This window comes from Stenotrophomonas sp. Marseille-Q4652 (genome assembly GCF_916618915.1).
In the GTDB taxonomy this organism is placed as follows: Bacteria; Pseudomonadota; Gammaproteobacteria; order Xanthomonadales; family Xanthomonadaceae; genus Stenotrophomonas.
The window spans coordinates 3,124,491-3,136,509 of record NZ_CAKAKE010000001.1 but is presented as its reverse complement, the minus strand read 5'-3'; the positions used below and the strand labels follow the sequence as shown (position 1 = coordinate 3,136,509).

12 protein-coding genes are annotated in these 12,019 nt (G+C 69.0%); 6 read left to right on the top strand and 6 right to left on the bottom strand.

Features of this window, described 5'->3' with window-relative positions; translation table 11 throughout:
* Nucleotide 1 precedes the first annotated feature (1 nt).
* Together gph and dinB are read right to left on the bottom strand one after the other, a co-directional pair.
* A complete protein-coding gene (gph, locus tag LG380_RS14865; protein WP_225766144.1) occupies nt 2–658 on the bottom strand; it encodes a phosphoglycolate phosphatase in 657 nt (218 codons plus the stop codon).
* An 83-nt stretch (nt 659–741) separates the two neighbouring features.
* The gene (gene dinB / locus LG380_RS14860; protein WP_225766143.1) at nt 742–1,827 is read right to left on the bottom strand and encodes a DNA polymerase IV; all 1,086 of its coding nucleotides are present in this window, start codon (nt 1,825–1,827) and stop codon (nt 742–744) included.
* 206 nt (nt 1,828–2,033) lie between these two features.
* On the opposite strand from dinB, the gene fabA reads away from it, so the two are divergent.
* Nucleotides 2,034–2,549: a 3-hydroxyacyl-[acyl-carrier-protein] dehydratase FabA gene (fabA, locus tag LG380_RS14855; RefSeq protein ID WP_225766142.1), complete on the top strand. Its 516-nt coding sequence runs from the start codon at nt 2,034–2,036 to the stop codon at nt 2,547–2,549.
* Entirely contained in the window at nt 2,549–3,757 is a 1,209-nt protein-coding gene (gene fabB, locus LG380_RS14850) for a beta-ketoacyl-ACP synthase I (protein ID WP_225766141.1), read from the top strand. The genes fabA and fabB overlap by 1 nt, the downstream gene beginning before the upstream one ends.
* A 69-nt stretch (nt 3,758–3,826) precedes the next feature.
* Here fabB and LG380_RS14845 read toward each other — a convergent pair whose 3' ends face one another.
* From LG380_RS14845 to LG380_RS14835, 3 genes are all read right to left on the bottom strand, one after another.
* The gene (locus LG380_RS14845; protein WP_225766140.1) at nt 3,827–4,210 is read right to left on the bottom strand and encodes an SH3 domain-containing protein; all 384 of its coding nucleotides are present in this window, start codon (nt 4,208–4,210) and stop codon (nt 3,827–3,829) included.
* Nucleotides 4,211–4,450: 240 nt separating this feature from the next.
* A complete protein-coding gene (locus LG380_RS14840) occupies nt 4,451–6,475 on the bottom strand; it encodes a M3 family metallopeptidase (protein ID WP_225766139.1) in 2,025 nt (674 codons plus the stop codon).
* 37 nt (nt 6,476–6,512) lie between these two features.
* Nucleotides 6,513–7,634 carry a PLP-dependent cysteine synthase family protein gene (locus tag LG380_RS14835; RefSeq protein ID WP_225766138.1) on the bottom strand — a complete coding sequence of 374 codons (1,122 nt, stop codon included), beginning with the start codon at nt 7,632–7,634 and terminating at the stop codon, nt 6,513–6,515.
* 68 nt (nt 7,635–7,702) lie between these two features.
* Between LG380_RS14835 and LG380_RS14830 the strand changes: the two genes are divergently transcribed.
* A complete protein-coding gene (locus LG380_RS14830; RefSeq protein ID WP_225766136.1) occupies nt 7,703–8,122 on the top strand; it encodes a CopL family metal-binding regulatory protein in 420 nt (139 codons plus the stop codon).
* Nucleotides 8,123–8,231: 109 nt separating this feature from the next.
* A complete protein-coding gene (locus tag LG380_RS14825) occupies nt 8,232–9,995 on the top strand; it encodes a copper resistance system multicopper oxidase (RefSeq protein ID WP_225766134.1) in 1,764 nt (587 codons plus the stop codon).
* Here LG380_RS14825 and LG380_RS14820 read toward each other — a convergent pair.
* Nucleotides 9,893–10,618: a hypothetical protein gene (locus LG380_RS14820; RefSeq protein WP_225766132.1), complete on the bottom strand. Its 726-nt coding sequence runs from the start codon at nt 10,616–10,618 to the stop codon at nt 9,893–9,895. The two genes, LG380_RS14825 and LG380_RS14820, sit on opposite strands and share 103 nt — an antisense overlap.
* 9 nt (nt 10,619–10,627) lie before the next feature.
* Here LG380_RS14820 and LG380_RS14815 point away from each other — a divergent pair, with 9 nt between their 5' ends.
* Both LG380_RS14815 and gloA read left to right on the top strand, forming a co-directional pair.
* Nucleotides 10,628–11,362 (top strand): copper resistance protein B, encoded by a 735-nt coding sequence (locus LG380_RS14815; RefSeq protein WP_225766130.1) that lies wholly within the window; start codon nt 10,628–10,630, stop codon nt 11,360–11,362.
* Nucleotides 11,363–11,479: 117 nt separating this feature from the next.
* Nucleotides 11,480–12,004, top strand: a complete 525-nt coding sequence (gene gloA, locus LG380_RS14810; protein WP_225766129.1) for a lactoylglutathione lyase — start codon at nt 11,480–11,482, stop codon at nt 12,002–12,004.
* Nucleotides 12,005–12,019: the final 15 nt, after the last annotated feature.

The following is a 12,019-nucleotide window of genomic DNA, read 5'->3' as shown; positions in this document are numbered from 1 at the left end:
CTCAGGCGGCAACGTCGCCGCCGAACAGTTCGCGCAGGTCGTCGACCAGCGCCACCGCCCCGGCCTGTTCCAGGTCCAGGTCACGCGGATAGCCGTAACGCACCAGCGCGATCGGCATGCCGGCCGCGCGCGCGGCGCCCAGGTCGGTGGCCGAATCACCGACCATCAGGCACTGCGCAGGCGCCACGTCGAAGTGCTTGCACAGGTGGAGCAGCGGTGCGGCGCTGGGCTTGCGCTCGGGTAGTGAGTCGCCCCCGATCACCACGTCGAAGCAGGTGTCGATCTGCAGGTGGTCCAGCAGCGGCGGCAGCATCGCCGACGGCTTGTTGGTGCAGATCGCCAGCGGCACGCCGCGCTCGCGCAGTGCCTGCAGCGCCGGTACCACGCCCGGATACAGCGCCGGGCTGCGCAGCAGGCACTGCCGGTAGTGGACCATGAAGCCGGGCAGCACCTCGTCCACCGCCAGCGCGCTGCCGGCATCGGCCAGCGCCGTGCGCACCAGGCTGCCGACGCCATCGCCGATCCAGCTGCGTACGCGCGCCTCGTCGACCCGCGGCAGGCCATGGTCGGCCAGGGTGCGATTGACCGCTTCGGCGATGTCCGCCGCGCTGTCCACCAGGGTGCCATCGAGGTCGAAGATCACGGCGGCTGCGTCCAACACATTCTCCAGGCACGGGGGGACGCGCATTCTAGCGACGCGCCCGGCAGCGGCCGTCACCGCTTGCATGCACGCGCGATTGATCAGTCCTGCGGCAGCGTGTCGAACAGGTTGCCCTGCACGGCCACCTGCTCCGGTTCGCGGAAGCCGGACAGGCCCACGCCGACCAAACGGTAACGGGTGTCTTCGGGCAGCTGCACGCGCTCGCGCAGGGCCAGCGCGATCTGCCGCAGCTCCTCCAGCGAGGACGGCGGTGCCTCGGGCGTGTAGCTGCGGGTGAGGATGCGGAACTGCGCGGTCTTGAGCTTGAGCACCACGGTGTGACCGACGCGTTCGGTCTTGCGGGTCGCGTTCCAGGTCTTTTCGGCCAGCTGGGCGATGGCCCGGCCCAGCGCTTCCAGCGGCAGGTCCTCGGCGAAGGTGTCCTCGGAGGAGATCGACTGCACCGGCTGGTCCGGTTCGACCGGCCGCTCGTCGATGCCACGCGCGCGGTTGTACAGGCTGCGCCCAAAGCTGCCGAAGCGCTGCTCCAGTTCGGGCAGCGGCAGCGCGTGCAGCTGGCCGACGGTGGTGATGCCCAGCGCCGCCAGCTTGCCTTCCATCACCTTGCCCACCCCCGGCACGCGGTTGACCGGCAGCGGCATCAGGAAGCGCTGCACGCGCGAGGGCGGGATCACGAACTGGCCATCGGGCTTGCGCCAGTCCGAGGCGATCTTGGCCAGGAACTTGTTGGGCGCGATCCCGGCCGAGGCGGTCAGCGAGGTTTCCTCGCGGATCTGCTCGCGGATGGTCTGGGCGATGGCGGTGGCGATGCCGCCGTGGCTGGGCGACGCGGTGACGTCCAGATAGGCCTCGTCCAGCGACAGCGGCTCCACCAGCGCGGTGTGGCGCAGGAAGATCTCCCGCACCTGCCGCGACACCGCCTTGTAGCGGGTGAAGTCCGGCGGCACGAATACCGCATCCGGACACAGGCGCTCGGCCCGCAGCGCGGGCATTGCCGAGCGCACCCCGAAGACCCGGGCCTCGTAAGAGGCCGCGCACACCACCGAGCGCGCCCCGCGCCAGGCCACCACCACCGGACGGCCGCGCAGAGCGGGGTCGTCACGCTGCTCCACGGACGCGTAGAAGGCGTCCATGTCGACGTGGATGATCTTGCGTGGTGGGCTCACTTCAACGTCCGCAACGGCTGCCAACATCATAGCTGCAGCCGGTAAATGCACACTTGTCCTTACAAATGTGTCGGTAACGTGCTGGTGTGATACATGCGTGAACGCCGGCGATCTCCGCCGAACATACGCCACCGTTCGATTAAAACGATTGATTGATCCCCGACCCTGACGCATCCTCGCCGGCTGAACCCCCGTATGGATTGCCCATGACCCGTCTGCATGCGTTCGCGCGCGACCAGCTGCTTGCCAGCGCGCGCGGCGAACTGTTCGGCCCCAACAAGGGCCGCCTGCCCAATGACCCGATGCTGGTGTTCGACCGGATCACCGAGATCCGCGAGGACGGCGGGCCCCATGGCAAGGGCATGGTGCGGGCGGAACTGGACATCACCCCGGACCTCTGGTTCTTCGGCTGCCACTTCATCGGCGACCCGGTGATGCCCGGCTGCCTGGGCCTGGATGCGATGTGGCAGCTGACCGGCTTCTTCCTCACCTGGCTCGGGGCCGAGGGCCGCGGCCGCGCGCTGGGCGTGGGCGAGGTCAAGTTCACCGGCCAGGTGCTGCCCAGCGCGAAGCTGGTGCAGTACGAGGTCGACATCAGCCGCGTGATCAACCGCAAGCTGGTCATGGCCCAGGCCGATGCCCGCATGCTGGTCGATGGCCGCGAGATCTACACCGCCCGTGACCTGAAGGTCGGCCTTTTCACCTCGACGGAGAGCTTCTGATGCGTCGCGTCGTCATTACCGGCATGGGCATCACCTCGTGCCTGGGCAACGATCTGGACACGGTTTCCAGCGCCCTGCGCGAACTGCGCCCCGGCATCCGCCACCTGCCCGACCACGCCGAGGCCGGCCTGCGCAGCCAGGTGGGCGGCGCGGTGGAGATCGACCTGGAGGCGCAGATCGACCGCAAGCTCAAGCGTTTCATGAGCGATGCGGCGGCCTACAGCTACATCGCCATGCGCGATGCCATCGCCGATGCCGCGCTGGAGCCGGCCCAGGTCAGCAACGTGCGTACCGGACTGATCGCCGGTTCCGGCGGCGGCTCCAGCCAGTGGCAGGTGGAAGCGGCCGACCTGCTGCGCAACCGCGGTGTGCGCAAGGTCGGCCCGTACATGGTGCCGCGCACGATGTGCTCCACCGTGTCGGCCAACCTGGCCACCGCGTTCTCGATCAAGGGCGTGAGCTATTCGCTGTCGGCCGCCTGCGCCACCTCGGCGCACTGCATCGGCGCGGCTGCGGACCTGATCCGCCACGGCGCGCAGGACGTGGTCCTGGCCGGCGGCGGGGAGGACCTGCACTGGTCGATGTCGATGATGTTCGACGCGATGGGCGCGCTGTCCACCGGCTTCAACGACACCCCGGCCACCGCCTCGCGTCCGTATGACGCCGACCGCGACGGCTTCGTCATCGCCGGCGGCGCCGGCATGCTGGTGCTGGAGGAATACGAGCATGCCGTGGCCCGCGGCGCACGCATCCACGCCGAGCTGATCGGCTACGGCGTCACTTCCGACGGCGCCGACATGGTCGCCCCGTCCGGCGAGGGTGCGGTGCGCTGCATGAAGATGGCACTGGAAGGCATCGACCGTCCCATCGATTACCTCAACACCCACGGCACCTCGACCCCGCTGGGCGACATCACCGAACTCAACGCGGTGCGCGAGGTGTTCGGCGACAAGGTGCCGCCGCTGTCCTCGACCAAGGCGCTGTCGGGCCATTCGCTGGGCGCGGCCTCGGTGCACGAGGCGATCTACAGCCTGCTGATGATGCGCGACGGCTTTGTTGCCGGCTCGGCCAACATCGCCACCCTGGACCCGCGCGCCGAAGGCTTCCCGATCCTGCGCGAAAGCCGCGAGGCCCAGCTCGATACGGTGATGTCCAACAGCTTCGGTTTCGGCGGCACCAATGCCGCGCTGGTGTTCGGCCGGGTCTGATCCGCCGCTCCGATCATGCAAAGGCCCGGCAATGCCGGGCCTTTTTTTCCTGTCGAGGATGCAGCCGACTCAGATACCGCTGGGGCCGGCCGGTTCGATCCGCAACTCCAGGTCACTGGCCGAGGACTTTGCCAGCCGGATCTGGCCGCCACTGGTGGCGGTAGTGAGGTACTGGGCAGAGGCCCAGCCCCTCTGGCTGCCGTGGCGTACCCGGCACCAGGAGCGATCGGCCAGGCAGCTGTCGATCTCCACCTTCGATCCCACCGGCAGCACCGCCAGCCGAGGTGCTCGCCTGTCCGGCGCGGTGCGCAGATTCAGCCCATTGCTGACCTGGGCCTGCGGCTCGACGACCTCGGGCTGGAACCAGATCACGCCGCCGACGATGGCCGCGGCGGCCGCCAGGCGCAGGGAAAAGCGCAGGGCGCAGTGCGAAGCAAGCAACAACCTGTTCATGGCGAACCCGGCAGGGAGTGGGTCTCGGGCAAGGCCAGCAGTCTGCCACGGGCTGTTTGAACCAACCCCGTGCTGCGTTCCAATTCCGGCGAAATCCAGCTCAATTCGTGCCTCCAGCCGTGCCTGCGGACCATGCCCGCCCACCTGCAAGCGGCACGCCGCGCGCAGGTAGTGGCCTGGCTCTGGCCGTGGGACTAGCGCGGCGTGCGCACTCCATCGGCCACGGCCGCGAGCTCGCCGTCAGGCAGCCATGCCGCTGTGGCGCAGCAGCGCGTCGATCTTCGGATCACGCCCGCGGAAGGCGCGGAAGTTCTCCGCCGCGCTGCGGCTGCCGCCCCGCGCCAGCACCTCGGCCAGGAAGCGCGCGCCCGTATCGGAAAGGGCGTCGGGCTGTTCCTCGAAAGCGGCGTAGGCATCGGCGCTGAGCACCTCGGCCCACTTGTAGCTGTAGTAACCGGCCGCGTAGCCGCCAGCGAAGATGTGGCTGAACTGGTGCGGGAAGCGGTTCCACGACGGCGGGCGGTTCACCGCGACCTCGTCGCGCACGCGCTCGAGCAGTTCCAGCACGTTTTCGCGGGCCGGATCGAAACAGCTGTGCAGCAGCATGTCGAACAGGCCGAACTCGAGCTGGCGCACGGTGAACATGCCGCTCTGGTAGCTTCTGGCCGCCAGCATGCGATCGAACAGCGCGCGCGGCAGCGGCTCACCGGTATCCACGTGCGCGGTCATCGCCTGCACCCGCTCCCACTCCCAGCAGAAGTTCTCCATGAACTGGCTGGGCAGTTCCACCGCGTCCCATTCCACGCCGTTGATGCCAGCCACGCCAAGCTCACCGACGCGGGTCAGCAGCTGGTGCAGGCCGTGGCCCATCTCGTGGAACAGCGTGGTGACCTCGTTGTGGCTGAAGGTCGCCGGCTTGCCGTCGGTGCCGCGGCCGAAGTTGCACACAAGGTAGACCAGCGGCGTCTGAACGCCATCGGCGCGGTCGCGGCGGTTGCGGCAGTCATCCATCCACGCGCCACCGCGCTTGCCTTCGCGCGCGTACAGGTCCAGGTAGAACTGGCCGACCAGCGCGCCGCTGGCGTCCACCAGCCGGTAGAAGCGCACGTCCGGGTGCCATACCGGCGCGCTGTCCGCCTGCACCTGCAGGCCGTACAGGCGCTGGATCACGTCGAACAGGCCGGCCAGCACCCGGTCCCCGGTGAAGTACTGCTTCACCTCCTGCTCGGAATAGCTGTAGCGCGCCTGCTTGAGCTTCTCGCTGGCGTAGGCCAGGTCCCAGGCCTCCAGTTCGGCCAGGCCCAGCTCGTCGCGGGCGAACGCTTCCAGTTCGGCGCGGTCGCGCTGGGCGTGCGGATTCGCGCGCGTGGCGAGATCGCGCAGGAAGGCCAGCACCTGCTCCGGGGTGTCGGCCATCTTGGTCGCCACCGAGTAGTCGGCATAGCTGGCAAAGCCCAGCAGGGCGGCCAGCTCGGCACGCAGGGCGAGGATGCGGTCGATGTTGGCGCTGTTGTCCAGCGCGGCGTCGCCGAATTCGGAGGCGCGCACCGCATTGGCGCGGTACAGCTGCCCGCGTAGCGTGCGGTTGTCGGCGTAGGTCTGCACCGGCAGGTAGCACGGCATCTGCAGGGTCAGCTTGTAGCCATCCTTGCCGTCCTTCTGCGCAGCGGCGCGTGCGGCGGCAACCACCTCGGCCGGCAGGCCGGCCAGTTCGGCGACATCGCTGACGTACAGGGCGAAGCCATCGGTGGCGTCCAGCACGTTCTGCGAGAACTTAGCCGACAGCGCGGACAGGTCCTCGCGGATCGCGCTGAAGCGGGCCTTGCCGGCCTCGTCCAGCTCGGCGCCGCCGAGGCGGAAATCACGCAGCGCGTTGTCCAGCACCTTGCGCCGCGCCGCGTCGTAGCCGGCGGCCTCGGCGCTGGCGGCCAAGGCCTTGTACTGGGCGAACAGGGCCAGGTTCTGGCCCAGCGCGCTGCCAAAGCGGGTGACCTTGGGCAGGTTGGCGTTGTAGGCCTCGCGCAGCTCCGGGGTATTGACCACGGCCTGCAGGTGGCTGACCTGGCCCCAGGCGCGGTACAGGCGCTCGGTGGCGTCGTCCAGCGGCACCACGAAGCTGTCCCAGCTCACCGGCGACACCGTTTCGGCCGCCTTCACCGCCGCTTCGGCGCGGGCCAGCAGTTCGTCGATGGCCGGGCCGACGTGCTCGGCGCGGATCTGGTCAAACGGCGGCAGGCCGGAAAAATCGAGCAGCGGGTTGGTCATCGGAATCTCCGTCAATGCATGCCCGGACCAGCCGGGATCACACCTGATATGGCGACGCCTGCAGCCAGGCACAAGGCAGCGGCGGCAGGCCCTGCCCGGCCACGGCGGCGGCCACCGCCGCATCGGCGCCGGCCACGTCGATGCCATGGCGGACGTACCACTGCGGGTCGTAGTAGCTGTGCGCGTAACGGTCGCCCGAGTCGCACAGGATGGTGACGATCGAGCCGCTGCGGCCGGCCGCCTGCATCAGCTGCGCCACCTGCAGCACGCCGATGAAGTTGGTGCCGGTGGAGCCGCCCACGCGCCGGCCGAGGGTGGCGCTGACATGGCGCATCGCCGCCAGGCTCAGCGCGTCGGGCACCTTGACCATGGCGTCGACACAGGTCGGGATGAAGCTGGATTCCACCCGCGGCCGGCCGATGCCTTCCACCCGCGAGCCGCCGCTGCAGGTCAGCTCGCGCCACGGCTGCCCGGCCAGCGCCGCGCAGTAGCCGTCGTAGAACACCGACACTTCCGGATCCGCGCACAGGATCAACGTCTCATGGCGGCGGTAGCTGACGTAGCGACCGAGGGTGGCGGCGGTACCGCCGGTGCCCGGGCTGCATACGATCCATTCCGGCACTGGATGCGGCTCCTCGGCCATCTGCTTGAAGATGGATTCGGCGATGTTGTTGTTGGCGCGCCAGTCGGTGGCCCGTTCGGCGTAGGTGAACTGGTCCATGAAGTGGCCGCCGGTTTCCCTCGCCAGCTTCTCCGATTCGCAGTTCAGGTCGCAGGCGCGCTCGACCAGGTGGCAGCGGCCGCCGTGGAACTCGATCGCGGCGATCTTCTCCGGCGAGGTGCTGGCCGGGATCACCGCGATGAACGGCAGGCCCAGCAGGCGGGCGAAATACGCCTCGGACACCGCGGTCGAACCGCTGGAGGCCTCGATCACCGGACAGCCTTCGCGCAGCCAGCCATTGGCCAGCGCGTACAGGAACAGCGAGCGCGCCAGGCGGTGCTTCAGGCTACCGGTGGGATGGCTGGATTCGTCCTTGAAGTAGACATCGATGCCGGGAAAGCCCGGCAGTTCCATCGGGATCAGGTGGGTGTCGGCCGAACGGTTGAAGTCGGCCTCGATCTTGCGGATGGACGCCGCCACCCATTCACGCTGGGACATGCATCAGGACTTCCAAGGAAACCCCGCCATTCTACTTGCGCCAGCCATGCACGGCCGGCGGCGGGCGTATGGAGCCGGTGTTATCCTGCGCCGGTCCTTCGCCGCGCGGTGCCGCCTTGCTCCACCTGCTGCCACGACTGCTGCTGTGCCTGCTGCTGGTCGCCAACGCGGTGACCGGTGCGTGGGCGGCGACGGTGATGGCGATGCCGGTCGAAGCCGTGGCGACGGCGACGACCGATGAAGCGCCCTGCCACGAGGCGATGACTGTCCACGATGCCGGTGCCGTTCACGACACGACGCCGGACGCGCCTATGCCCGGCTGCAGCGACAGCCGCCACTGCGACTGCCTGCCGCAGCCCAGCCTGATGCTGCCGCCGGTGCTGCCGCTGCTGGCCCATGTACCCTCGCGCGAATGGCAGCCGCTGCCGCCGGTTGGCCACCGCGCGCCGCTGGTCGCCGAGCCGGTGCGGCCTCCCATCGCCGCCTGAGCGATCCGCTCGCCGGCGCTGCCCGTGGCAGCCGCCTTCCTTCATCGTGGACGCCATGCGCATCGTCGCGGCGTCCGGCCGGTTGATCCCCGGCACTGCAGGAGCCTGCATGTCTTCCGATTTCCTTTCCGATCCCCGCAGCACGATCTCGCGCCGCCGCTTCGTACAGGGCCTGGCACTGGGCGGCGTGGTCGCCGGCAGCGGCCTGTGGCGCGCGACCGACGCCTTCGCCGCACCACCGCGGGCCGGCAGCCCGCTGGAACTGCGCGGCACCGAGCTGGACCTTTCCATCGGCCGTTCGCTGGTGGACTTCACCGGCCGCGCGCGCGGTGCCATCACCGTCAACGGCTCGCTGCCGGCGCCGACCCTGCGCCTGCGCGAGGGCGACACGGTCAACCTCCGCGTGGCCAACACGCTCACCGATGAAATGACATCGCTGCACTGGCACGGCATCCTGCTGCCGGCCAACATGGATGGCGTGCCCGGCCTGAGTTTCGACGGCATCGCCCCGGGCGAGGCCTTTCAGTACCGCTTCCAGCTGCGCCAGTCCGGCACGTACTGGTACCACAGCCATTCGCTGTTCCAGGAACAGGCCGGCCTGTACGGCGCACTGATTGTCGATCCACTCGAACCGCCGCCCTACCACTTCGACCGCGAGCACGTGGTGCTGCTGTCGGACTGGACAGACCTGGATCCGGCCGCGCTGCACCGGCGCATGAAGAAGATGCCGATGCTGGACAACACCTACCAGCGCACGGTCGGCGACTTCTTCCGGGACGCGCGCCGCGATGGCCTGCGCGAAACCCTGGCCGACCGCGGCATGTGGGGTCGGATGCGGATGACGCCCACCGACATCTCCGACATCAACGCCAACACCTACACCTACCTGCTCAACGGCACCACCCCGGCCGGCAACTGGACCGGCCTGTTCCGTCCCGGCGAGAAGGTGCTGCTGCGTTTCATCAACGGCGCGGCGATGACCTACTTCGACGTGCGCATTCCGGGCCTGAAGATGACCGTGGTCGCCGCCGACGGCCAGTACATCCACCCGGTGTCGGTGGAGGAGTTCCGCATCGCGGTGGCCGAGACCTTCGACGTGATCGTCGAACCCAGCGGCCAGGACGCCTTCACGATCTTCGCCCAGGACATGGGCCGCACCGGCCATGCCTGCGGCACCCTGGCCGTGCGCCACGGCCTGCAGGCGCCGGTGCCGGCGCTGGATCCACGCCCGCTGCTGACCATGGCCGACATGGCCCATGACCACGGTGGCGGCCATGCGATGCCGATGCCACAGGGCGGGCACGGCACGCACGACGCCCATGCCGGCCATGGAAACAAGGGTGCGAGCGCACCCAACCATCCGCCCAGCGAGTACGGCAACCCACTGGTGGACATGCGCAGCAATGCCACCTCGCCGCGGCTGGACGACCCGGGTATCGGCCTGCGCGACAACGGCCGCAGGGTTCTGCGCTATGCCGACATGCATTCGCTGTTCGACGATCCGGACGGCCGCGAGCCCGGGCGCGAGATCGAGCTGCACCTGACCGGGCACATGGAAAAGTTCGCCTGGAACTTCGATGGCATCCCGTTCGCCGGGGCCGAACCGGTGCGCATGAACTACGGCGAGCGCCTGCGCATCGTGCTGGTGAACGACACGATGATGACCCACCCCATCCATCTGCACGGCGTGTGGAGCGACCTGGAGGATGCCGACGGCAACTTCCAGCTGCGCAAGCACACCATCGACATGCCGCCTGGCACGCGCCGCAGCTATCGCGTGCGCGCCGACGCGCTGGGCCGCTGGGCCTTCCACTGCCACCTGCTGTACCACATGGAAGCGGGGATGATGCGCGAAGTGAGGATCGAGGCATGAAGGCGCTGACTCCTTCCCTGCTCTCCCTCGCCCTGGCCGCCAGCGGTGTGGCGGCCGCGCAGGATCATCCCGCGCACGCGGGCCATGCCGTCGCTCCGCAGGCGCGGCAGGACGCTGTGCACACCGGCCACGCCGCGTCGCCAGCCACTCCCGCCGATCCCCATGCCGGGCACCACGCGCAGCACGGTGCCGCGCCCAACATGCAGGCGACTCCGCAGCACGCCGGTCACGAGGAAGTGCAGGCACAAGGCGACGAACATGCCGCACATGCCCGGCACGCCATTCCGGTGACGGACGGGCATGCGGACCATGCGATGCACCACGACGCCTCCCATGCGCCTACGGCGGCCACGGAGTCGCCTGCAACTGCGACCACCACGGATCAGGCTGCGCTCCCCGCTACGCAACCGCATGCGCATAACATCACTGGCAATAAGGATGCCGATCCGCACCAGGACCATGGCCGCGCTGCCGGGCAGGATCCGCATGCGATGCATGGCGGGCATGCCGCGGCTGCGGAAGATCCGCATGCCGCCCACTCCGGGCACGCTGGCCATGCCGCGAACAGCGCCGGTGCCCACGCCGGACACGGCACTTCGACACAACCGCAACATCGAGGCCATGACAGCCACTTGCACGGCGCCACCAGCGCACCACGCGAACCCATCCCCGTACCGACCGCCGACGACATCGCGGCCGCGTTCCCGGCCCTGCATGCGCACTCGATGCAGCACGCCCCGACCTTCAACAGGCTGGTCGTGTTCGACCGGCTCGAGGGCTGGGACAACGCCCACGGCAGTGGCCAGGCCTGGGAAGCGCAGGGCTGGTTCGGCGGCGACATCGACCGGCTGTGGCTGCGCAGCGACGGCGAGCGCGAGGACAGCCACCTGCAGGACTGGTCGGTCGAAGCGCTGTACGGCCGCGCCGTGTCGCCGTGGTGGGACGTGGTGGCCGGCGTGCGCCACGACGGGGGCGACGGCCCTGGCCTGACCCGCGCAGCGATCGGCGTGCAGGGGCTGGCGCCCTACAAGTTCGAGATCGCTGCCACCGGCTACCTGGGCGGCACGCGCAGAGCCGAACTCGAGTTCGAGGCCGAATACTCGCTGCTGCTGACCAACGCGCTGGTCCTGCAGCCCAGCCTCGAGATCAACCTGGTGGCCGACAATGACCGGCAACGTGGCATCGGCAGCGGCCTGTCGCAGGTCGAGGCTGGATTGCGGCTGCGTTACCAGCTCGGCCGGCACGTCGCGCCCTACATCGGCTTCGTCCACGAGCGCAGTTTCGGCAACACCGCCAAACTGCATCGCGATGCCGGCCTGGCCACGCGCGAATCGCGCTGGGTCGCCGGCCTGCGCTTCTGGTTCTGAGCCGCCTCCCGCCGCCGTCCGCGTGTCGGCGGCGGGAATGCCGCAGACAGGGCACCGCGGGTGCGACATCCGCGCCGCGCACCTAGAATTGGCCATCCCCCATTGAAGGAAACCGTGATGAGCCTTGATGCCATCCGCCAGCAGCCCGGCGTGGCTGCGCAGCCGCCGGCCGAAACCACCGGCTTCGTGTTCAACCACACCATGCTGCGGGTCAAGGACATCCGCGCCTCGCTGGATTTCTACACCCGCGTGCTCGGCTTCCAGCTGATCGACCACCGCGACTTCCCCGAAGCCGAGTTCAGCCTGTACTTCCTGGCCCTGCTGCCGGCAGGCACCCGCATCCCGGCCGGCGATGAAGAGCGCCGACTGTGGATGGCCGGCATCCCCGGCGTGCTGGAGCTGACCCACAACCACGGCACCGAGAACCAGGACGGCAAGGTCTACCACGACGGCAACAGCGACCCGCGCGGCTTCGGCCACATCTGCGTGTCGGTGCCGGACATCGAGGCCGCCTGTGCCCGCTTCGAGCAGCTGGACGTGCCGTTCCAGAAGCGCCTGACCGACGGCCGCATGAAGAACCTGGCCTTCATCAAGGACCCGGACGGCTATTGGGTGGAGATCATCTCCAACACCCAGCGCTGATGGCGGTGCCACGGG